This is a genomic window from Actinomadura rugatobispora, assembly GCF_055379765.1.
Window position 1 is genome coordinate 3,647,664 of the sequence record NZ_AP029191.1, and the last position, 20,060, is coordinate 3,667,723.

The 20,060-nt window shown below is 71.6% G+C and carries 20 protein-coding genes; 5 read left to right on the plus strand and 15 right to left on the minus strand.

From position 1 onward, the window contains the following. The first annotated feature begins 113 nt into the window (after positions 1-113). Positions 114-680 carry a HEAT repeat domain-containing protein gene (locus tag ACZ466_RS15560; RefSeq protein WP_378293379.1) on the plus strand — a complete coding sequence of 189 codons (567 nt, stop codon included), beginning with the start codon at positions 114-116 and terminating at the stop codon, positions 678-680. A 107-nt stretch (positions 681-787) separates the two neighbouring features. Here the strand turns inward: ACZ466_RS15560 and ACZ466_RS15565 are convergent, their stop codons facing one another. Beyond that, positions 788-1,768, minus strand: a complete 981-nt coding sequence (locus ACZ466_RS15565) for a small ribosomal subunit Rsm22 family protein (RefSeq protein ID WP_378293384.1) — start codon at positions 1,766-1,768, stop codon at positions 788-790. Positions 1,769-1,926: 158 nt separating this feature from the next. Here ACZ466_RS15565 and ACZ466_RS15570 point away from each other — a divergent pair, with 158 nt between their 5' ends. Beyond that, the gene (locus ACZ466_RS15570; protein ID WP_378293381.1) at positions 1,927-2,886 is read left to right on the plus strand and encodes a threonine ammonia-lyase; all 960 of its coding nucleotides are present in this window, start codon (positions 1,927-1,929) and stop codon (positions 2,884-2,886) included. 12 nt (positions 2,887-2,898) lie between these two features. Here ACZ466_RS15570 and ACZ466_RS15575 read toward each other — a convergent pair whose 3' ends face one another. After that, positions 2,899-3,147 (minus strand): hypothetical protein, encoded by a 249-nt coding sequence (locus tag ACZ466_RS15575; protein WP_378293383.1) that lies wholly within the window; start codon positions 3,145-3,147, stop codon positions 2,899-2,901. Between the two features lie 537 nt (positions 3,148-3,684). Between ACZ466_RS15575 and ACZ466_RS15580 the strand changes: the two genes are divergently transcribed. Continuing rightward, complete coding sequence (locus ACZ466_RS15580) at positions 3,685-4,257, plus strand: dihydrofolate reductase family protein (protein ID WP_378290590.1); 573 nt, start codon at positions 3,685-3,687, stop codon at positions 4,255-4,257. Positions 4,258-4,311: 54 nt separating this feature from the next. Here ACZ466_RS15580 and ACZ466_RS15585 read toward each other — a convergent pair whose 3' ends face one another. Continuing rightward, positions 4,312-4,911: a TetR/AcrR family transcriptional regulator gene (locus ACZ466_RS15585; protein ID WP_378290592.1), complete on the minus strand. Its 600-nt coding sequence runs from the start codon at positions 4,909-4,911 to the stop codon at positions 4,312-4,314. A gap of 64 nt (positions 4,912-4,975) precedes the next feature. On the opposite strand from ACZ466_RS15585, the gene ACZ466_RS15590 reads away from it, so the two are divergent. Further along, positions 4,976-7,210 (plus strand): sulfatase-like hydrolase/transferase, encoded by a 2,235-nt coding sequence (locus tag ACZ466_RS15590; protein WP_378290594.1) that lies wholly within the window; start codon positions 4,976-4,978, stop codon positions 7,208-7,210. A gap of 850 nt (positions 7,211-8,060) precedes the next feature. Here ACZ466_RS15590 and ACZ466_RS15595 read toward each other — a convergent pair. The 6 genes from ACZ466_RS15595 to ACZ466_RS15620 all read right to left on the minus strand — a co-directional run bounded on the left by ACZ466_RS15595 (position 8,061) and on the right by ACZ466_RS15620 (position 13,389). Next, positions 8,061-8,990, minus strand: a complete 930-nt coding sequence (locus ACZ466_RS15595; protein WP_378290596.1) for a lysophospholipid acyltransferase family protein — start codon at positions 8,988-8,990, stop codon at positions 8,061-8,063. A gap of 46 nt (positions 8,991-9,036) precedes the next feature. Further along, positions 9,037-10,053 (minus strand): NAD-dependent epimerase/dehydratase family protein, encoded by a 1,017-nt coding sequence (locus tag ACZ466_RS15600; protein ID WP_378290598.1) that lies wholly within the window; start codon positions 10,051-10,053, stop codon positions 9,037-9,039. Between the two features lie 47 nt (positions 10,054-10,100). Then, the gene (locus ACZ466_RS15605) at positions 10,101-10,199 is read right to left on the minus strand and encodes a 30S ribosomal protein bS22 (RefSeq protein WP_018654693.1); all 99 of its coding nucleotides are present in this window, start codon (positions 10,197-10,199) and stop codon (positions 10,101-10,103) included. A 567-nt stretch (positions 10,200-10,766) separates the two neighbouring features. After that, positions 10,767-10,970, minus strand: coding sequence for a helix-turn-helix domain-containing protein (locus ACZ466_RS15610; protein ID WP_030163775.1), 204 nt, complete (start codon positions 10,968-10,970; stop codon positions 10,767-10,769). Between the two features lie 348 nt (positions 10,971-11,318). Continuing rightward, positions 11,319-12,122, minus strand: coding sequence for a phosphatase (locus ACZ466_RS15615; RefSeq protein ID WP_378290601.1), 804 nt, complete (start codon positions 12,120-12,122; stop codon positions 11,319-11,321). A 49-nt stretch (positions 12,123-12,171) separates the two neighbouring features. Continuing rightward, positions 12,172-13,389, minus strand: a complete 1,218-nt coding sequence (locus ACZ466_RS15620) for an acetoin utilization protein AcuC (RefSeq protein WP_378290603.1) — start codon at positions 13,387-13,389, stop codon at positions 12,172-12,174. Between the two features lie 199 nt (positions 13,390-13,588). Between ACZ466_RS15620 and ACZ466_RS15625 the strand changes: the two genes are divergently transcribed. Continuing rightward, positions 13,589-14,659 (plus strand): alpha/beta hydrolase, encoded by a 1,071-nt coding sequence (locus ACZ466_RS15625; protein ID WP_378290605.1) that lies wholly within the window; start codon positions 13,589-13,591, stop codon positions 14,657-14,659. 16 nt (positions 14,660-14,675) lie between these two features. Here ACZ466_RS15625 and ACZ466_RS15630 read toward each other — a convergent pair whose 3' ends face one another. The 6 genes from ACZ466_RS15630 to ACZ466_RS15655 all read right to left on the minus strand — a co-directional run bounded on the left by ACZ466_RS15630 (position 14,676) and on the right by ACZ466_RS15655 (position 20,042). Beyond that, the gene (locus tag ACZ466_RS15630; RefSeq protein WP_378290607.1) at positions 14,676-15,128 is read right to left on the minus strand and encodes a hypothetical protein; all 453 of its coding nucleotides are present in this window, start codon (positions 15,126-15,128) and stop codon (positions 14,676-14,678) included. Between the two features lie 112 nt (positions 15,129-15,240). After that, positions 15,241-16,035, minus strand: coding sequence for a pyrroline-5-carboxylate reductase (proC, locus tag ACZ466_RS15635; RefSeq protein ID WP_378290609.1), 795 nt, complete (start codon positions 16,033-16,035; stop codon positions 15,241-15,243). 64 nt (positions 16,036-16,099) lie between these two features. Beyond that, entirely contained in the window at positions 16,100-17,020 is a 921-nt protein-coding gene (locus ACZ466_RS15640; RefSeq protein ID WP_378290611.1) for a proline dehydrogenase family protein, read from the minus strand. A gap of 114 nt (positions 17,021-17,134) precedes the next feature. Beyond that, positions 17,135-18,400, minus strand: coding sequence for an LCP family protein (locus ACZ466_RS15645; RefSeq protein WP_378290613.1), 1,266 nt, complete (start codon positions 18,398-18,400; stop codon positions 17,135-17,137). 146 nt (positions 18,401-18,546) lie between these two features. Further along, complete coding sequence (locus ACZ466_RS15650; RefSeq protein WP_378290615.1) at positions 18,547-19,281, minus strand: ABC transporter permease; 735 nt, start codon at positions 19,279-19,281, stop codon at positions 18,547-18,549. After that, entirely contained in the window at positions 19,278-20,042 is a 765-nt protein-coding gene (locus ACZ466_RS15655; RefSeq protein ID WP_378290617.1) for an ABC transporter ATP-binding protein, read from the minus strand. The genes ACZ466_RS15650 and ACZ466_RS15655 overlap by 4 nt, the downstream gene beginning before the upstream one ends. Between the last annotated feature and the right edge of the window lie 18 nt (positions 20,043-20,060).

Here is a 20,060-nt window from a genome sequence, read left to right on the forward strand (position 1 = left end):
GCTCATCTGGTTGCGCACCTGATCCAGGAAACAGGCCCTGGGCCTGGATCAATGTGCCGACGACATGAAGGCGGCTGCGCGCGAGTACCGCCGCTTATGAGTACCTTGGGTGGATGCCCGAGACGCTCGACGAGCTTCTGTGCGCCCTGCGTGCCGCGGATCCCGCCGCGGACAAGGATTCACTGGTCGATGCGATCGAGGCGCTCATCGCCGACGACCCAGTGGGAAGCCGAACGGTCATTCTTGGCCACGCCGGTGACGAAGAGATGCGCGTGTGGGCCCTCGGCGTCCTTGGTGATCCGGCCGACTTCGGCCGCATCGCTGCGGCTCTCGCCGACCCGGGCTTGCGGTTCACGGCCTTGGAGGCGCTTGCCGACCAGCCGGATGTCGACCGGGTCGACGCTGTGGCCCGATCGCTGTTGGACGACCCGGACCCGATGGTCCGCTCGAAGGCCGTCGGCATGGTCGCGTTCTACGGCCGACCTGGCGCGCTCGCGGTGCTGCTGCCGCTGGTCGAGGACCCGGTCGCGCACGTGCGAATGATCCTCGGCCGGCACCTTGGCGGGTTGGGCGATCCAGCGGCCGAGCCGGCGCTGCGGCTCCTGCGCGACGACCCTGATGAGCAGGTGCGGCGGTTCGCCGTCCGCGGCCTGGCCAGGATCGCACCAGCAGCTGGTTGATCTGCCTTTGAAACAGGACCTTGGCCGCGGCGATTCCGGCGAGGGAAACACCTCGGCCGGATACTGGCAGCGAATGGAGGTGGCGGTCCACCTCGTCGAGATCTGAGTTAGGAGAATTCCAGCGGCATGGCGTCTCCCCAGCGAGCCCGTTTGGCCCAGCGATAGGCGTCGCGCTTGCTGCGGGCGACGACCACGTCTTGCGTTTCCGGTGCCGCGCACACGGTCAAGCGAATATGTCCTGAACGAACCTGCGGCGCGCGCAGAACGCGCGGCCCCGAAACGACGGGTTCCTGCCGGGACGCCACGACATAGGAGTACTTCTCGTCCTCGAACCCCAGCGTTCCGCTCTTCACCCACCGGTGCAGCGCGGTGCGGGAGATCCTCCGCCCGAAGTGGCACCAGTCGTCGGCGGCCATGGGGCAGGCGAAGTCGGTCGGGCACGGGGCCGTGATCGTGGCGCCGGAGGCAAGCAGCCGGGTTCGTGCCTGCGAGATCCGGGCGAACCCGGCGGGCGTCCCCGGCTCGATGATGAGCAACTCGCCCCTGGCGGCGTCCCACCACTGCGCCACGGCCTCGTCGACCTGCCCAGAGGGGAGCTCGTTAAGAACGTAGGATGCGACGACGAGATCCGCGGCGGGCAGTTCCGCACCGACGACGCCCCCGCGCCGCCAGCTGCCCGACCGCAGGGCCGCGGAGTCCGACCGCTCGGCGAGGCGCCGCCCGACCTGGATCATCGAGGACGACCGCTCCACCAGAACGGCACTCTCCAGCGAGGGAAAAGTGGCGACGGCGGCCCAGGTGGAGGTGCCCGGCCCGGCCCCCAGATCGAGCACCGAACGCGGCTCCCACTCGGGCCGCTCCGCCGCGATGGCCCCCAGTGTCTCCTCGCTCACCGCGTAGGTGGCGGGAAGCCGCGCCGCCAGATAGGCCAGAACGTGGTCGCGCGACAGAGCGGCATCATCGGGGGTCGCACCGCCGCCACGGTACCCGTCGGACAGTTCCTTGTAAGCCCGCCCGAGATTCCCCCGCTCCCCCTCGATCTCCCGCTCCGCCGCCTCCAGCAGATCACCGGCAAAGCCCTCGCTCATCACCCTGGGACACTACCACCAGCCACTACCCACGTTTACACAACAACTCGTTCACCCATTTCAAAGGACCCGTGACAATTCACCCGTACGCAATTCCCTGCTGCATTCCCCGCAGAAGGAGCGCCTTCTGATCACGCCGGGCGTTACGCTGCTGTGCCATGCAGGAGACGCGCCTCGACACCGCCCGGATCCGGGCGGCCCGCCAGGTGATCGACCCGATTTTTCTCGACACCCCCCTGTACCGCTGCGAGGCGCTGGAGCCCGTCCTCGGGTGCGCGGTGAGCATCAAGCTCGAAACGGCGAACCCGGTCCGCAGTTTCAAGGCCCGCGGCACCGAATTGGTCGCGAGCCTGCTCGCCGGGCGGGCCGCGGTGTGCGCCAGCGCGGGCAACCTCGGCCAAGCCCTCGCCTGGTCCGGTCGCGGCCGGGGGCTCGACGTCACCGTCGTGGCGTCCCGCTTCGCACCGGCCGCGAAGCTCGATCGCATCCGCGCGCTGGACGCCAGGTTGGAACTGGTGGACGGCGACTTCGACATGGCCCGCGAACGGGCGGCGGCCATCGCCCGCTCCGACGGCATCCGGCTGGTCGAAGACAGCCTGGACATCGAGACCTGCGAGGGCGCGGCGACCATCGGCCTTGAACTGGTGGACGCCGCGCCGCCGTTCGACGCCGTCCTGATCGCTCTCGGCGGCGGGGCGCTGGCCACCGGTGTGGGTCATGTGGTGAAGACCTGGGCGCCCGGCGTCGAGGTGATCTGCGTCCAGCCGCTGGGCGCGCCCGCGATGACACACTCCTGGCACCAACGGCGCGTCGTCACCACCGACTCGACCGACACCATCGCCGACGGTGTCGCCGGCCGGCGCCCCATCCCGGCCGTCCTGGACGACCTCCTCGTGGTCGCCGACGACGCCGTCCTGGTCCGGGAGGAGTCGATCGTCGCCGGCATGCGGATGCTCCTCGACCACGCCGGCCTGGTCGTCGAACCCTCGGCCGCGCTCGGCATCGCGGCGATCCTCGAAGACCGTGACCGCTTCGCCGACCGCCACGTGGCCACCATCGTGTGCGGCGGCAACGTCGACATGGACGCCTACCACCGCTGGGTCGGCGCCAGGTCCTGACCTTCTCGTCCGTCAACGGGCGCGTAGGGCGATGGCGTGTTCGAGACCGTCGAGGATGGCGTGGAGGCCGAACTCCTGGGTCGTGGTGGCCGAGGGGCCGGTCTGGGTGGTGGCCAGCAGCGGGAAACGGTCCGCGTTCTGAAGGAGCAGGTCGCGCATGATCGGGGCGGCATCACCGGTCGTCCAGGTTTGGGTGCCCGGGGTGGCGGCCGCGTGGGTCGCGCGGATGTGGTGGGACACCAGCATGACCGCGTCCAGCACAGGGCCATCTTGGTCAGTCCGAGCTCGGCGGCAGCCCGTTGCATGGAGACCGCCTTCAACCGTTCCTAAGGACTGTGCATAAGTTGCTCAGCCGCGCGCCCCGAACGGTCTTGGACGCACTGGTCCCCGGCGTACTCGACCCCGGGGCGGCGACACGCATCCTGTGCGTGGTCCGTTCCCGGGAGGCCGGTTCCCTACGCGACCTGGCCAAGTGGGCTCGACCAGAGGCGACGGGGAGGCCCCAGACCATCACTCCGGTGGAAAGGGGGCCCCGCACGCTGACATCGAACCCGGCGTCCCAGATCGCGCTACCAAAAGTACAGAGACGAACACAAAGCGTCAAGTCGGATCACTTGATCACCCACATGTTCACTCAACCGACCTCACAGGCGAACAGTTCGCACCCCTCGGCGTCGGCGACCTTCACCGCGGCGGCAGCCACCTGGGCGACGTCGAAGGCGGGCCTGGGCCCCTATGGTCCACAGTGTCCTTGAGACACAGTTCTCTCAGGCGCCGATGGAGCGAAGGAGTCTCGCGATGAGCAAGGTGGTACTGGACGTCTCGGTGTCCCTGGACGGATTCACGACCGGACCGAACGTCAGGCCGGAAGAGCCCATGGGGGACGGCGGCGAACAGCTGCACGAGTGGATGGCCGGGAAGGGACCGGACGGCCGGGCCGACCTCGACGTCATGCGGGAGTCCGACGGGACGATCGGGGCCGTCATCACCGGACGGCGAACCTTCGACCTCGGCGTGGGCAACTGGGGCGGCACGCCGTGGCCCGGCATCCCGACCTTCGTGGTCACCCACCGCACCAGGGAGGACCTGCTCGGCGACAACGGCGGGACGTTCGCCTTCGACGGCCTGGAGGCCGCGGCCCGCCGCGCCAAGGACGCCGCAGGGGGCAAGGAGGTCTGGGTGCTGGGCGCCGACATCGCCCGGCAACTGCTGCGAGCGGGCCTGCTCGACGAGGTCCGCATCCACCTCGTCCCCCTGCTCCTGGGAGACGGCACACCGCTGTTCTTCGGCGAGCGCTCCGAGCTGATCCCGGAGCGGAAGGCCACCACGGGCTCCGTGACCCACCTGCGCTACCGCGTCCCCAAGCCCTGACACTCACCCGCCGGCGGCGCAACAACACACCCCGCCCGAGGGCCGATTCGGCGGTCAGGGGCTTGCGGTGAGGATGGCCTCGGTGGTGGTGTGCAGGTCGGTTATGGCGGCGGTGGCCTGGGGCTCGTCGAGATCGCTGCTGAGGCGTTGTTCCAGGTCGGCCAGGACCATGACGATGTGGAGGTTGACCACGCGCAGGCGTTCGTCGCTCAGGCCGGGGAGGACGTCGGTCAGGAGGGCGACGAGTTCGGTCATTCCGGCGTAGTGCTCGCTGGAGAACGGCCAGGCCCGGTGGCCTCCGGCCAGGACGTAGCGGCTGGTGAGGCGCAGGTGCCAGCTGGTGCCGCGGTGGGCGAGCACATGCTCGGCGAGCGGGGCCAGGTAGGCCCGGACGAGGGCGGGCAGGTCGCGGGCGCGGCCGGTGGCCCGGATCTCGGCGATGAGCTCGCGGCGGCGGCGGTTCAGCGGCGCCATCCGGGACTCGTAGAGGGCGTTGACCAGGCCCGCCTTGTCGCCGAAGTGGTACTGGACGGCCGAGTGGTTGCGCTGCCCGGCCGCGACGGCGATCTCGCGCAGGGACACCTCGAAGCCGCGCTCGGCGAAGAGCCGCTCGGCGGCGCCCAGGATCTTCTCGTTCGCTCGCATCGTTGCCATCTTCTCCTTGGATGCCCTAGCGTTCGGCGGGTTAAGACAAGTTGTCTTAATCTGGAGGGCAGCCATGAACTCGGAACCCGTCTTCCGCCGGGCCGGCCGTCCGCCCGGCGGCGCGCCCGACATCGTCGCCATCGTCCTGGACGACACCGGATTCGCCCAGCTCGGCTGCTTCGGCTCCGGCATCGCCACCCCGCACATGGACCGGCTGGCCGCCGGAGGGCTGCGCTACAACCGGTTCCATGTGACGGCGCTGTGCTCGCCGACCCGCGCGTCGTTCCTCACCGGACGCAACCACCACGCGGTCGGCATGGGGTTCCTCGCCGACATCCCGCTGGACCACCACGGGTACACGGCCCGGCTGCCCCGGTCGGCGGCGGCCCTGCCGCGGATCCTGCGCGACAACGGCTACTCCACCCTGGCCGTCGGCAAGTGGCATCTCACCCCGCGGTTCGAACGCTCGGCGGCCGGTCCGTTCAGCCACTGGCCGCTGGGCGTGGGGTTCGAGCGGTACTACGGCTTCCTGCAGGGTGACGCCAACCACTACGCGCCCAACCTCGTCCAGGACAACCACTACATCGACCCGCCCGCCACGCCCGAGCAGGGCTACCACCTCACCGAGGACCTGGCCGACCGCGCCATCCGGTATCTGGACGACCAGCGCTACGCGGCCCCGGGCAAGCCGTTCTTCCTGTACTTCGCGCCGGGCGCCATGCACTCCCCGCACCATGTGACGCCCGAATGGGTCGAACCGTACCGGGGACGGTTCGACCAGGGCTGGGACGCATGGCGGGAGCAGATCTTCCAGCGGCAACTCGCCTCCGGGGTCGTCCCGGACGGCACGTCCCTCACGCCGCGTCCGGACTGGGTGCCCGCCTGGGACGGCCTGGACGGCGACCACCGCCGCATGTACGCCCGCCAGCAGGAGGTCTTCGCCGGATTCCTCACCCACACCGACGCCCAGATCGGCCGCCTGCTCGACCACCTGGAGGCGGCCGGGCGGCTCGACAACACGATCGTCGTGCTGTTCTCCGACAACGGCGCCAGCGCCGAGGGCGGTGTGGAGGGCAGCGTCAACGAGCACCGCTTCTCGGTGGGCGTCCGGGAGTCGCTCGCCGACAATCTCGCGCACTACGACGACTGGGGCGGTCCGCGTACCTACAACCACTACGCCTGGGGCTGGGCGTGGGCGGGCAACACGCCCTTCCGCCTGTGGAAGCGGTACACCTGGCTGGGCGGCACCCGGACGCCGCTGATCGTCCACTGGCCCGCCGGGATCCGCGAACGCGGCGCGGTCCGCGACCCGGTCGTGCACGTCAACGACCTGTTCCCGACGCTCCTGGACGCCGCGGGCATCCCGGCCCCGGAGGTTGTCGACGGGATCGTCCAGCAGCAGGTCGACGGGGCCAGCTTCCGCGCCACCTTCGACGACCCGGCGGCGCCCGCGCCCCGCGACACCCAGTACTTCGAGATGCTCGGCTCCCGTTCCCTCATCCACGGACGCTGGAAGGCCACCACCGACCACGTCTCCAAGGGCGTGCTCGACGAGGAGGAGCTGCTGACCGGCAGCCGTCGTTTCGAGGACGACCACTGGGCCCTGTTCGACCTCGACGGGGACTTCTCCGAGTCCGCCGACGTGGCGGCCGAGCATCCCGGCGTCGTCGGCGAACTCCGCGGTCTGTGGGATCGGGAGGCCGAACGCAACCACGTGCTGCCGCTGTTCGACAACCTCGTCGACCGCTTCGGCAGCTTCATCGGCCCGGTCTGGCCCGCGGGCGGCGACCGCACCTTCCGTCCCGGCGCCTCGCCCGTCTGCGACGAGTCGCTTCCGATGCTGTCGGGCGGTTTCCGGTTCACCGCCGAGGTGGTGGCCGCCGACGCCCCGGACGGCGTCCTGTTCGCCCTCGGCGACTGGAACGGCGGGTTCGCGCTCTTCGTCGCCGACGGCCGTCTCACCTTCGCGTTCTCGCGCGCGGGCGAGCCCCTCGACGTGGTCGCCGACCGTCCCGTGCCCGCCGGACGGCAGCGCCTCGGCGTCGTCCACACGACGGGCGCCGCCTTCCACCTCCTGCACGGCGACACCCCGGTCGGGACGCTGACCTTCGACGGCCACCTGCCCGCGTCCGTGCAGCACGGCGGCGCGGGACTGCGCCTCGGCTTCGACGCCGGGCTGCCGGTCTCGGACCGCTACCGGACGCCTTCCCCCTGGAACGGCGACCTGATCTCCGTCCGGCTCCAGACCCCCGGCCCCGGACGCATCGACCCGGTCGACGAGCTACGGACGGCCCTGCACTCCGACTGACCCGCCGCGGTCAGACCACAGGTCGGCAATCGGCATTAGATATCGGCACATAGGGCGGATTAGCCGAGATCAGTGATTTGATTATGCCCCTGTCGTTCTTCCCGCCGGAGCGAACGACGCGGGACGTTTCCCTCACACACCTCCACACGGTGCGTGCACCTAATAGCGCTTCCGATCGACCCCAAATAGGAAAAGCGGTCGGAAATATCCATGCGTGATTTATCTCACACCAGAGCGTCGCCGCAAATCTGGCATTTATGGGCAGCCCTGGTAGCCCTCTCGTCAGTGACGCGCCAGAGTTTCTCCCACCACCACCGGCTCAGGCTCCCGTCGCTCTGATCTCCTGCCGGCACAGGCGACGTGGGCCGTCTCTCCACGGAGGCGCAGCACATGGAGCGCATGTACTCGTGCGGCTGCCCTGTGCCTGCGGACGCAGGCACGGGGCCCAACTGCCCGCGCAACCCGGCCACGCCCACCATGACCACTCCGACGGCTGCCCATGCCCATCACGACCATCGTCAGGCCGGTACGGAAACCAGCCGTTGTTGCGCGGGCCACCTGCACGCCTGCTGCGCGAATTCCGCGACCGGGCCGGCCCCGCCCTCCCCGCCCTCCCAGCGCACGGAGCCGTCCGACGGGACACGGAGCTGGGCGATGGGAATGGCTCCCTGGATCGCCCTGGTCCTCCTGGTCCCGGTGCTGTCACTGGCCTCGGACTGGGCACCGCACTGGGTCATCGAACTCGTCCGTGTCCTGCTGAAGCGATAGAACCCGAGACGCGAATTCCCGTCGCTGAAAAACAACAGGAAACCGGGGCAAAGTGATCGGCTTTCCCGGTTGCCCGGTCACCTCAGAGGAAGGCGGGGCCCCGGCGGAGGAGGGTGTCGTACACCATCTGCTGGACGACCTCGCGCACATGGTCGGTGATGTTGAAGACCGTCATCGGGTCGTCGGCGGCGGAGGCGTCGTAGTCCTCCAGCGGCATCGGCTCGCCGAACTGGATCATCCACTTGGACGGCAGCGGCAGCAGTCCCGCCGGGCCGAGCAGCGGGAACGTCGGGGTGACCGGGAAGTACGGCAGGCCCAGCAGGCGGGCCAGCGGCCGCAGGTCGGCGATCTTGGGGTAGATCTCCTCGGCGCCGACGATGGCGCACGGGATGATCGGGACGTCGGCGCGCAGCGCGGTGCCGACGAAGCCGCCGCGGCCGAAGCGCTGCAGCCGGTAGCGCTCGCTGAACGGCTTCCCGACGCCCTTGAAGCCCTCCGGGAAGACCCCGACGAGCTCGCCCTTGCCCAGCAGGCGGCCCGCGTCGGCGGGGCAGGCCAGGGTGTGGCCGGCCTTGCGGGACAGGTGCCCCAGCAGCGGCACCTGGTAGACCAGGTCGGCGCCGAGGAGCCGCAGGTCGCGATGGGCGTGGTCGTGGACGGCGACCGACAGCATGATCCCGTCGAGCGGCAGCGTGCCGGAGTGGTTGGCGACGATCAGGGCGCCGCCCTCGGCGGGCAGGTGCTCCAGGCCGAACAGCTCGACCCGGAACCAGTGCTCGTAGAACGCGCGGGCCAGGGGCAGCAGGACGGAGCTGTTGAACTCGCTGTCGAAGCCGAACTCGTCGACCTCGTACTCCCCGGCCAGGCGGCGGCGCAGGAACGCCAGCCCAGAGGCGACCTTGCGCTCCAGCGGGGAGCGCGGCGGCGGCTCGTCGTGCCGCGCGGCGTTCAGCGGGATGACCCGGGCGCCCTCGTCCTCGCGGGCGAACCGCTCCTCGTGGTGGGCGTTCATCGGGTGGCCTCCCTGCCGGGCGTGCGGGGGTCGCCCCCCGCGATGATCAGCCGCGGTGCAGCGCCGCGGCGAGCCGGTCGATCAGGTGGAGCGGGGCGCCGCGTCCCAGCCCCTCGCCGGAGACGAAGTCCGCGAACGCCGCCTCGGTGGTGTACTTCGGCCGCCAGGACAGCTCCGCCACGAGCCGGGCCGTGTCGACCACGCGGCCGTAGGTCAGCCAGCGCTGCAGCGCCGGGGAGAAGCCCGTCATCCCGGCGAACCGGCGTCCCGCGTCGCCCATCACCGAGATCGACGGGCCCGGGAGCGGCACGGAGGAGCGCCCGGCCCGCCGCAGGGCCTGCGACAGCAGCAGCACCCCGTCGCCCGCGACGTTGTAGGTGCCGGGATGGTCCTCCACCGTCGTCCGGCGCAGCACCTCGATCCCGTCGTCCTCGTGCAGGAACTGCAGCCGGGGATCGAAGCCCAGCACCGTCGGGACGACGGGCATCCGCAGGTACCGGGTGAACGGCGAGTCGACGCCCGGCCCGAGGAAGTTGGCGAAGCGCAGCACCGACACCGTCAGGTCCGAGCGCCGCCGCCGCAGCCCGCGCACGTAGCCCTCGACCTCGACCGCGTCCTTGGCGTAGCCGGACGCGGGCGCCTCGACGGGCTCGTCGCCCTCGGTGAACACCGCCGGGTCCATCGGCGAGGAGCCGTAGACGGCGGCCGAGGACCGCACGACGAGCTTGCGCATGTCGGGCGACCGCTGGCAGGCGGCCAGCAGCTGCATCGTCCCGATGACGTTGAATTCCTTCACCTTCGACCGGGGCGCCGACGGTGCCGTCACCAGGTTCAGGTGGACGACGGTGTCGACCCCGGCGGAGGAGATGACCTTCGCGATGCTCGGCGTGCGGATGTCGACGCGCACGAACTCGGTGCGTCCGAGCGGCGTCGCGGGCGGAACGGTGTCGACCCCGATGACCCGTTCGATGCCCGGGTCTGCCTGAAGGGTGTTCGCGACCCGGGCCCCGAGGAATCGGGAGACTCCCGTGACGAGAACGACACGGGCCGCAGCGGAGGGCATGGACGACACTGTGCGCTCCACCCCTTACGGCTGAGTGGCCGGTGCGTTTACTTCTTGTTGCGGCGCTGGATACGCGTCTTCTTCAGCAGCTTGCGGTGCTTCTTCTTGGCCATCCGCTTGCGGCGCTTCTTGATGACAGAGCCCACGTGACCTCGCTCGGTGTCTTGGGTGCCGACAGGAGTCGGCCGTGCCGTCCGGCGAGCTGGGCTCTCCCGGCGTGCACGGGCCGAGGCCCAAGCGTACCGCTGTGCCGGTCGCGCTCTGTCCGCCGGTCACCCCCGGCACGGCGCGCCGACCTCCCCGTCCACCTGTGGCGGTCGCCTCGGCGGGGCCCGTGGCCGGTGCCGGACGGCCCTCCGGCACGGCGCGGCCGGGACGCTGCGTGATCATCCGGACGGAGAGCATCCGCTCGGAGATCGCCCGCTCGGTGAGCGAGCGTGCCGTCGCCGGGCACACGACGACGGGCCCGGCGGCGGGGCTCGTCGCCCCGCGTCCGGGCAAGACCTTTCCCGGTGTCCAGGGTGCCGCGGACATCGGAGATGCCCCCGGCTCCCCGGACACCGGCCTCGGCTGGCCCAAGGCCGCCGACCGGTTCTTGTCCTGCTCTGTTCCCCAGCTGGCCGCGCGGATCGCGAGACCCGCGCGGACGCCCCCTGCACGGCCGGAGCGGGAGTGTGCGGCGAGGTCATGGGTCATGGCCCCGCCCTACCCCGTTATCCGGCTTCGATGAAAGCTTCGCGCAGATAGTCGTGAACGGCCTGCTCGGGAACCCGGAACGAGCGGCCCACGCGGATCGCGGGCAGCTCGCCCGAGTGGACGAGACGGTAGACGGTCATCTTGGACACCCGCATCACCGCCGCCACTTCGGCCACGGTCAGGAACCTGACCTCACTCAGAGGTCGCTCGCCTGAGCTCATCGGACGCCCTCTTCCACACGTGCCGCGCACCGGCCCTTTGGGTGACTTTGATCACGCACGTGTACTTCCCCCAGCGTAAATCGTGTACCGACAGTCGCAAGAGGGGAGTTCCACCCATTTCCGTATCCCGACCTGTCCCAGGAGCCACAGTGTGCTTGCGCACCGAGCGTCGACCCTGTGTGCACTGGCGGTGGCACGGCGAGCGGGCGCCGGTCCGGATCACCCGATGACCTGCGACTCAGGCGTCGAACCCGGCTCCCCGCGCGTGCTGCGGCCCCGCCAGGGGCCCCGTGTCACACTGCGTGACGCCTTCGGGGCCTCGCGGACAGGAGGACGGGCCGGTAACGGTCAGGAGAGCCCTGCGCGCTCGAGCAAAAACTCGGTCATGGGCGCGTAATGGTGCGACGATATGCCGTCGTCCAGCGGGACGACCACGTCGATCTTGCCCTCGGCGGCGCCGGCGAACAGCGCGGGGTCGTTACAGTCCGCGAACCCGACGGTGTCGATGCCGGCCTCGCCGGCCGCGCCGGCCCAGCCGTGATCCGCGATGGCCAGATCCGGCCAATCCCCCGATTCGGCTGCGAGCTCGGCCAGCATCGCCTCCATCGGAGCCGAGTCGTGGGTGTGGTGGGTGCGGCCGTCCGCGTCCTCCAGCATCGCCACGCCGCCCGGCGCGTACACGATCCGGCGCGGCTCGGACCCGTAGTAGGTCTCGATCTCGTACGACCAGCCCGCCGAGGGCGTCAGCACCCGGCAGCCGGCCTCGCGCAGCGCCCCCGCCAGCGCCTGGTACACCGGCGTGAGCGTGGCCGGGTGCCCGGTCGCCAGCACCACCGGCTCCCGGCGGCGGGCGGCGCGGCCGATCCGGTCGCCCATCGCCTCCAGCGCGTCGAGGGTCAGGTCGGGGTCGATGGTGTCGTCGCCGTACAGGTGCAGGGGGTCGGCCACGACGCCGCAGCGCTCGACCATGGCCTCCAGCACGTCCCGCTCCGTCCACGCCCGCTTGAGGTCCAGGCCGAACAGGTAGTACGGGTTGCGCGCCGCCATCCGCCGGTAGTGGAGGAGGTTGTTCTGGCGCGGCGTGGCCACGTCTCCGGCGATCATCGTGCGGACCAGGTGGGCCCGCAGCTCCGCCCGCTCCGGAGCCGCCATCACGCTCCCGCCCCGGGCCGCACGGCCGCGGACGCGGGCGAAGGCCCGGTCACAGGTCCGTCATGGGGTCCAGGCCGTGCTCCGGGAACACCGCCCGCCGGGTCGCCAGCACCGCCTGATCCACCGGGTTCGCCGGGTCGTAGCCGTTCCCCCACGTGACCACCTCCACCACGCTCGTCCCATCGGTCATCCGGCGCGGTGCGATCTCCGCGGTCCGCCGCCGGACGAAGTCGCGCCACGGCTCGGGCGTGGCGGTCTCCGGCTCGATCGGACGGCCCGCCGCCTCGGCCAGCAGGTGCGTCCAGGCGCGCGGCACGACCTGGACCAGCTCGTACCCGCCGCCGCCGGTCGCCAGCCAGCGCCCGCCCGCCACCCGGTGCGCCAGCCGGTGCAGCCACGCGTACGCGGTGCGCTGCCCGTCCACGCTGAGGGTCAGGTGCGCCAGCGGGTCCAGCGCGTGGCTGTCGCAGCCGTGCTGGGTGACCAGCACGTCCGGCCGGAACGCCTCCAGCAGCGGCGGCACGACGGCGTCGAAGGCGCGCAGCCACAGGGCGTCGCCGGTGCCGGGCGGCAGCGCCACGTTGACCGAGGTGCCCTCCGCGCCCGGGGCGCCGGACTCGTTCGGGAAGCCGGTGCCGGGGAACAGCGTGCGCGGCGTCTCGTGCAGGCTGATCGTCATGACCCGTGGGTCGTCGTAGAAGGCCGCCTGGACGCCGTCGCCGTGGTGGACGTCGACGTCGACGTAGGCGACCCGCTCGGCGCCGTTGGCCAGCAGCCAGGCGATCGCGATCGCCGGGTCGTTGTAGACGCAGAAGCCGGAGGCGGCCTCGGCGAGGGCGTGGTGGAGGCCGCCGGAGACGTTGGCGGCGTGCTCGGCCTCGCCCGTCCAGACCGCGCGGGCGGCGGCCACGGAGGCCCCGGCGACCAGCGCGGACGCGTCGTGCATGCCCAGGAAGACGGGGTTGTCGGTGTTGCCGAGGCCGTACCGGGGGTCGGGCAGGCCGGTGTCCCCGGCGTGCTTGACGGCCGCGATGTAGACCGCGTCGTGGACGAGCCCCAGCAGCTTGTCGTCGGCGGCCTCGAACCCCTCGACCCGCACGTTCGTCTCATCGAGCAGGCCGAACTCGCGGGCGAGGGCCATGGTCAGCTCGACGCGGACGGGGTTCATGGGGTGACCGGCGCCGAAGTCGTAGGAGATGAGCCGGTCGTCCCAGAAGACCTTGAGCCCGCAGTCGTTCGGGGACGCGGGGGGCGGGGCGCTGCTCATGGCCCTCACGCTACCGTTCCGGCCGCGGTCCCGGCCGCGTGGCCTGGGTCACAGCCACCCGCCGTGACCAGCGCCGGATTCTTTACTTGACCCCTACTTGACGTGCAGCATGGTCATTATGTGAACTATTTCATTATTTGGGCATCTTTTTTACAAGCACGAAACGAACGGTTGGGGGGCGCAGATGGTCCGGGAGCAGGTGGACACGGGTCCTGCGTACGAGCGCTCCCCGAGCGTCCGGAGCAAGGCGATCTCCAGCGCGCTCAGGCTCGGGACCAGGGCGTTCATGCACCGCGTACCGGCCCACGCCGGGAGCATACGCACCGCCCGCTCCACCGTGGACGCCGCCTCCCTGCTGCTGCGGCCGTCCCAGCGCGTCCGGGTCAGGCAGGTGGTCGACCCGCGGGTGGAGACCGGGCGGCTGCGCCGGTCGGTACGCGGCGAGTGGGTCGTGACCAAGGACGCCGAGGAGGCCTCCCCCATCGGGGCGATCCTCTACCTGCACGGCGGCGGGTACATGTTCTGCTCGCCCCGCACGCACCGGCCGATCACCTCCCGGCTGGCGCTCGACACCGGGCTCCCCGTCTTCGCTCCCCGCTACCGGCTGGCGCCCGAGCACCCCTTCCCCGCGCCGCTGGAGGACGCGGTCGCCGCGTACGAATGGCTGCTGGACCGGGGCGTCCCGGCCGAAGGGATCGTGATCGCGGGCGACTCGGCGGGCGGGCACCTGGCCGCGGCGCTGACCGGCGAGATCTGCCGCACGGGGCTGCCGCGCCCGGCCGGGACCGTGCTGTTCTCCCCGTGGATCGACCTGACCTGCGAGCTGTCCGAGCCGGCGCAGCGGCTCGTCCGCGACCCGTACATCAGCGCCACCACGGCGCGGCGGATGGCGCGGCTGATCGTCGGTCAGACCGGGTTCGACGACCCGCGGTTCGCGCTGCTGACCTCGCCCTGGACGGACACGCCGCCGTTCCTGCTCCAGGTCGGCGGCGCCGAGGTGCTGCGGCCTGAGGCGGAGGCGTTCGCCGAGGCGCTGGACGCGGCCGGCACCCCCTGCGAACTCCAGGTCTGGAAGGGGCAGATGCACGTCTTCCAGATGCTCAACCGCGTCCTGCCGGAGGCGGACGCGGCGATGGCCGACACCGACCGCTTCATCCGCTCCGTCGTGCCCGGCCTCCCCGAGCCGGGAACGGCCCCCGAGCCCGGGACGGGGGCCTCCCCCGAGGCCAGGACCGGCTCCAAGGCCGGGAGCGGGACGGAGGCCGCCTGACGGCCGGGTCAGGTGGTCACAGCGGCTGCTGCCGCACCGGGCCTTCCGAAGCGCTCTCCGACGGACCCGGCGTCCCCTCGGCCCGCTTCCGCCGGGCGGTCAGCACCCCGGCCAGCGCGGCCAGCGCGGCGATGCCCTCGCCCACCAGGCTGATCGTCTTCTCGCCGTACCAGACCGGCTCGTACATGTCCGGCAGCGGGCCGATCGCGCCCACGTCCACGGAGTAGTACAGCAGCAGCGCGCCCACCGCGCTCGCCGCCACCAGGAACGCCACGGCGTAGGTCCAGCGCCGCGCGAGGACCAGGACCAGGATCCCGGCCAGCGCCGCCACCACGGCCTGGACGCGGAACAGCACGTCACCCCCGACGCTGCCGCCGTCCACGAAGGCCATGTCGGACGCGAAGACCCAGTGGACGTAGGCATCGGCCGCCAGACCGGCGGCCACCAGAACGCGCAGCAGAACTCCCATACCTACTACACGGCCACAACCACCCGATCGGATCAACCATCCTGGACCGTGACTTTTCCGATAGGCAGGGCTTCCCTGAGCGGCCGGGTCGGCCGGGTCGGCCTCCGGCGGGTCAGCCGCCGGCCAGCTCGCGGCCCCGGTTCCGGGCCGCCTCGATCGCCTCCAGCACCGCCGCCCGGACGCCGTGCCGCTCCAGCTCCCGGATCGCCGCGATCGTCGTGCCGCCCGGCGAGGTCACCGCCTCCCGCAGCATCACCGGATGCTCGCCCGAGTCGCGCAGCATCACCGCCGCGCCCACCGCCGACTGGACCACCATCTCCAGCGCCGCCGCCCGCGGCATCCCCAGCAGGATGCCCGCGTCCACCATCGCCTCGACCAGGTAGTAGAAGTACGCGGGGCCGCTCCCCGACAGCGCCGTGGCGCCGTCCTGCAGCGACTCCGGCAGCCGCAGCACCTTCCCGACCGGCGACAGCAGCTCCTCGGCCAGCTTCAGATGCTCCTCGCCCGCGTGCGACCCGGCCGAGATCACGCTCATCGCCTCGTCCACGTGCACCGGCGTGTTGGACATGACCCGCACCACCGGCACGCCCGCGGGGACCCGCTCCTCGATGAAGCCCGTGGTGATCCCCGCCGCCATCGAGATGACCAGCCGGCCGGGACGGATCTTCGGGCCGACCTCGTCCAGCAGCACGCCCATGTCCTGCGGCTTGACCGCCAGCACCAGCGTGTCGGCGGCGGCCGCGGCCTCGACGTTGCGGACGATCTCGATGCCGTACCGCTGCCGCAGCAGCGCGCCGCGCTCCTCCCGGCGGACGGTGGCCATCAGTTCCGCGGGGGGCCGGCCCGCCCGGAGCACCCCGGACAGCAGCGCCTCGCCCATCTTGCCGGCACCCAGAATCGCGATCATTCATACACCTTGACGTGGGGTTCCATCGACGCCCTCAGCCTAGCGACCGCGCGGGCGCGGCCCGTCACGACCGGGTGGCCACCGAGCGCAGGAAGAAGCCCAGGTTCGCGGGACGCTCGGCCATGCGCCGCATGAAGTAGCCGTACCACTCCTCGCCGTACGCCACGTACACCCGCACCCGCGCGCCCAGCTCGGCCAGCCGCCGCTGCTCCTGGGGGCGGATCCCGTACAGCATCTGGTACTCGAAGGTGTCCGGGTCGCGGTCGTACAGCACCGCCAGCGCGCCCGCGATCTCGACCAGGCGCGGGTCGTGCGTGGCCAGCATCGGATAGCCCTTGCCGCCCATCAGGACCTTCATGCACCGCACGAACGACTTGTCGACCTCGCCCTTGCCGGTGAACGCCACCGACTCGGGCGCGGCGTAGGCGCCCTTGCACAGCCGCACGCGCGACCCCTCGTACGCCAGTTCGGCGCAGTACTCCTCGGCGCGCCGCAGGTACGCCTGGACGACCGCGCCGGTGTCGGGGAAGTCGCGCCGCAGCTCGTGCAGGATCCGCAGCGTGGACTCGACCCGCTGGTACTCCTCCATGTCCAGGGTCACCGTCGTGCTCGCCGAACGCGCCGCCGTGCAGATGCGGCGGGCGTTCTCCAGCGTGAAGTCCTCGTCGATGGCCTGGCCCACGGCGGTCAGCTTCAGCGACACCTCCGCGCGCCCGCCGAACCCGGCGGCGGCCAGCCGCTCCAGCAGCTCGACGTAGTGCTTGACGGCCGCCTCGGCCTGGCTCGCGTCGTGCACGTCCTCGCCGAGCACGTCCAGGCTGACCAGCAGGCCCTCGTCGGCCAGCGCGCCGGTGACGCGCAGCGCGTCGTCGATCGTCTCGCCCGCGATGAACCGGTGCACCACGTCACGGGTGAGCGGCGCGGTCTCCATCACCTTCCGCACCCCGTCGCTGCGCGACGCGGCCAGCAGGGCCTGCCGAAGCACTTCCCATCCCCTTTTCCGGACGGCACGGCTCAGTCCGCCCTCCCCAGGTTAATCCCCTGGGGCGAAGGCTCCGATCACCGGCGGGGCCGGGCCGGCCGGGAAAAGCGGGACCGGTCAGGAGACGGTGCCGACGCGGTTGGTGCCGCCGTGCTGCTGGATGTACTTGTCGACCTCGGCCGTCCGCACCGCCTCGAACAGCGCCGTCGACTTGGCCTTGTCGAGCAGCACCACGCTCTGCGAGCCGCGCGCCGCGGGGCCCTTGTTGGGCAGGGTCAGGAAGCTCACATTGCCCGGCCGCATGCCGCGCAGGCTCAGCGCCAGCGAGCGCAGCCTGCCCGCCGTGACCGAGTCGTCCACGCTGATCGACTTGGTGAACGCCGACAGGAACCGGTCGAGCTTCAGCGGGTTGGTGACCGTGCCGCCGTCGGCGGCCGTCTGCGCCAGCGCCCGCAGGAACGCCTGCTGCCGCCGGATCCGGTCGAAGTCGCCGTTGGGCAGGCCGTAGCGCTGCCGGACGAACAGCAGCGCCTTCTCGCCGTCGAGCTTCTGCCGGCCGGCCTGCCAGTGGACCTTGTTGGCCGAGTCGTACACGCTCTCGGCGATGTCGACCTCGACGCCGCCGAGCGCGTCGGTCATCGACTTGAACCCGTTGAAGTCGATCGCGCCGAAGTGGTCGACGCGGATGCCGGTGAGGCTCTCCACGGTCTCGATCAGCAGCCGCGGGCCGCCGAACGAGAACGCCGCGTTGATCTTCTGCGGGCCGTAGCCGGGGATCGGCACCCAGGAGTCGCGGGGCAGCGAGATCACGTACGCCTTGCTGCGGTCGGCCGGCAGGTGCAGCAGCATGATCGTGTCGGAGCGCTGCTCGCCCGGCTTCCAGACCTTGCCGCCGTCCCCGGTGGTGCCGACCTCGGCCCGGGTGTCGGAGCCGACCAGCAGCCAGTTCTCGGTGCCGGTCACGCTGCGCTCGGGACGCTTCTTCCCGGTCGGCATCACGCCCGGGAGCCGGTCGATGTTGCCGTTGTAGGACGACTGGCGCTGCCAGACGAGCCCGCCGACCCCCGCCACCACCAGCAGGACGAAGACCACCACCGCGGCCAGGACCCGGGGCCAGCGGCGCTTCCGCCCGGCCCTGCCGGAGCCGCCGCCGGGGCCGCCGGGGCCGTCCGGACCGCCGGGGCCGAACGGGCCTCCCGGCCCGCCCGGGTCCAGCAGTCCCGCGCCCGCGGGAGTCGGCGCGGCCGGGCCCTGCCCGGGAGCGCCCGGACCGGACCCGCCCGGCCGGGCGGTGCCCGGTCCGGCGGCGCCGGGAACAGATGCGGCACCGGATCCGCCGTGCGGCTGCGGCGCCGGCGAACCCGGGAGGTCAACGGGACTCATGCCGCGGGAGATTATCAGCACCCCCGCAGCGCAATCGGGGCATTCGAACCCGCATGGGACCCCGCGGGAAGGACCCGCACCGACTCTTGCCGATCTTGTGGTAAAGGCGGGACGTTATCCCCCTCCCGGACCGTCCGATCGGGGGGTCAGTCGGTGCGGCGGCGCAGCGTCGCCGCGCCCAGCAGCAGCGCCAGCACGGCGCAGGCGCCGATGACGACGACGTCGCGGGTCAGCCCGCCGGAGAAGCCGCTCTCCACCGTGACCCGCTGCATCGCGTCCACCGCGTACGACAGCGGCAGCACGTTCGAGATGGCCTCCAGCCAGGACGCCATCTGGTCGCGCGGCACGATCAGCCCGCACAGCAGCGTCTGCGGCAGGACGAACGCCGGCATGAACTGCACCGCCTGGAACTCGGTCCGGGCGAACGCGCTGGCGAACAGGCCCAGCGCCATGCCCAGCAGCGCGTCCAGCACCGCCACCAGCAGCAGCGTCCACCCCGAGCCGGCCAGGTCCAGGCCGAGCCAGGTCAGCGAGATCCCCAGCACCACCCCGACCTGCACCAGCGCGATCAGGCCGAACGCCAGCGCGTAGCCCAGCAGCAGGTCCAGCTTGCCGATCGGCATGGTCATCAGCCGCTCCAGCGTGCCGCTGGTGCGCTCGCGCAGCGTGCCGACACTGGTCACGATGAACATGATCACGAACGGGAACAGCCCGAGCAGCATCGGGCCGATCCGGTCGAAGGTCCCGGGCTTGTCGAACACGTACCTGAGCAGGATCATCAGCAGCGCCGGCACCCCGACCATCAGGCCGATCGTGCGGTGGTCGTGCCGGAGCTGGCCCAGGATGCGGCGCATCGTGGCCAGCGTGATGGAGACGCTCATGCCGCGCTCCCCTCGGCCGCCGTGGCTCCGCCGCCGGCCCCTTCGGTGATCAGGTGGAGGAAGGCGCCCTCCAGGTCGGCGGCGCCGGTGCGGTCGCGCAGCGACTCGGGGGCGCCGTCGGCGAGGATCCGGCCCTCGCGCATCAGCAGCAGCCGGTCGGTGCGGACCGCCTCGTCCATGACGTGGCTGGAGACCAGCAGGGTGGCGCCGCGATCGGCCAGTTCCCGGAACAGCTCCCACAGCTCCTGGCGCAGCACCGGGTCCAGGCCCACGGTGGGCTCGTCCAGGACGAGCAGCTCGGGCGTGCCGAGCAGCGCGACGGCCAGGTTGGCGCGGCTGAGCTGCCCGCCGGACAGGGTGCCTGCGACCTGGCCGCGGTGGCGTCCGAGGCCGACCTCGTCGATCACCCGGTCGGCGTCGGAGCGGGGGGCGCCGAGGACGGCGGCGAAGTAGCGCATGTTCTCGCGGACGGTGAGATCGGCGTAGACGGCCGGGGACTGGGTGGCGTACCCGACGCGGCGGCGCAGCCCCGCGGACCCGGCGGGCAGGCCGAGCACCGTGACCTCGCCGCCCTTGACGATCTGCACGCCCACCACGGCCCGCATCAGCGTGGTCTTGCCGCAGCCGCTCGGGCCGAGCAGCCCCACCACCGAGCCGCGCGGCACCTCGAAGCCGAGCCCGTGCAGGACCGGCCGGCCGCCCCGGTCCACCCGCAGGTCGCGCACGCGCACCGCCGGGCTGGATCCGTCGGAACTCATCATGTGTTGAATTTAAGTCGG

Coding starts and splice junctions, on each gene's coding strand:
- ACZ466_RS15595 (WP_378290596.1), bottom strand. CDS start 8,990: ATGAACGCCCACCACGAGGAGCGGTTCGCCCGCGAGGACGAGGGCGCC.
- ACZ466_RS15650 (WP_378290615.1), bottom strand. CDS start 19,281: ATGAGCGTCTCCATCACGCTGGCCACGATGCGCCGCATCCTGGGCCAG.
- ACZ466_RS15645 (WP_378290613.1), bottom strand. CDS start 18,400: ATGAGTCCCGTTGACCTCCCGGGTTCGCCGGCGCCGCAGCCGCACGGC.
- ACZ466_RS15620 (WP_378290603.1), bottom strand. CDS start 13,389: ATGAGCAGCGCCCCGCCCCCCGCGTCCCCGAACGACTGCGGGCTCAAG.
- ACZ466_RS15590 (WP_378290594.1), top strand. CDS start 4,976: ATGAACTCGGAACCCGTCTTCCGCCGGGCCGGCCGTCCGCCCGGCGGC.
- ACZ466_RS15580 (WP_378290590.1), top strand. CDS start 3,685: ATGAGCAAGGTGGTACTGGACGTCTCGGTGTCCCTGGACGGATTCACG.
- ACZ466_RS15655 (WP_378290617.1), bottom strand. CDS start 20,042: ATGATGAGTTCCGACGGATCCAGCCCGGCGGTGCGCGTGCGCGACCTG.
- ACZ466_RS15565 (WP_378293384.1), bottom strand. CDS start 1,768: ATGAGCGAGGGCTTTGCCGGTGATCTGCTGGAGGCGGCGGAGCGGGAG.
- proC (WP_378290609.1), bottom strand. CDS start 16,035: ATGATCGCGATTCTGGGTGCCGGCAAGATGGGCGAGGCGCTGCTGTCC.
- ACZ466_RS15570 (WP_378293381.1), top strand. CDS start 1,927: ATGCAGGAGACGCGCCTCGACACCGCCCGGATCCGGGCGGCCCGCCAG.
- ACZ466_RS15615 (WP_378290601.1), bottom strand. CDS start 12,122: ATGGCGGCTCCGGAGCGGGCGGAGCTGCGGGCCCACCTGGTCCGCACG.
- ACZ466_RS15630 (WP_378290607.1), bottom strand. CDS start 15,128: ATGGGAGTTCTGCTGCGCGTTCTGGTGGCCGCCGGTCTGGCGGCCGAT.
- ACZ466_RS15610 (WP_030163775.1), bottom strand. CDS start 10,970: ATGAGCTCAGGCGAGCGACCTCTGAGTGAGGTCAGGTTCCTGACCGTG.
- ACZ466_RS15585 (WP_378290592.1), bottom strand. CDS start 4,911: ATGGCAACGATGCGAGCGAACGAGAAGATCCTGGGCGCCGCCGAGCGG.
- ACZ466_RS15600 (WP_378290598.1), bottom strand. CDS start 10,053: ATGCCCTCCGCTGCGGCCCGTGTCGTTCTCGTCACGGGAGTCTCCCGA.
- ACZ466_RS15560 (WP_378293379.1), top strand. CDS start 114: ATGCCCGAGACGCTCGACGAGCTTCTGTGCGCCCTGCGTGCCGCGGAT.